Source organism: Bacteroides sp. 519, assembly GCF_010500955.1.
Classification (GTDB): Bacteria; Bacteroidota; Bacteroidia; order Bacteroidales; family Bacteroidaceae; genus Bacteroides.
The window spans coordinates 1-367 of the sequence record NZ_QVMJ01000086.1; the positions used below are offsets into that span (position 1 = coordinate 1).

General features: G+C 39.8%; 1 protein-coding gene. It reads left to right on the forward strand.

Annotated features, from left to right (window positions below):
* A partial coding sequence (locus tag D0T85_RS22015; protein ID WP_163215669.1) for a hypothetical protein occupies positions 1-248 on the forward strand: 248 nt, incomplete at its 5' end.
* Between the last annotated feature and the right edge of the window lie 119 nt (positions 249-367).

The following is a 367-nucleotide window of genomic DNA, read 5'->3' on the forward strand; positions in this document are numbered from 1 at the left end:
ATGCTAAACGGTATGGCTGGAAAATATTTATTCCTAAATTTGGATATACTACAGATAATGCAGCTATGGTAGCTACATTGCCAGCGTGTTTGTATGTTAGGTTCTCTGTAAACTGTGTACCCGCTATCTTGGTAATCGATAAAAGAACAGAGGTTATCCTAACCAGCGGTTTTGACCATCTGGGTAGTACTACCAACGAATTTTCTTATATTGTCCAGCCCGGTGTTGATACTTTCCAGTACCAATAGCAGGTCAAAGGTGGAGCAGGCGGCCGCGCCGGTAGCATAATTGAAAATCAGATTATCGTTCAACAGATAAAACAAGATATTAGGAATTTTTTCGGGTTTGATAACAATATCCGGATTAA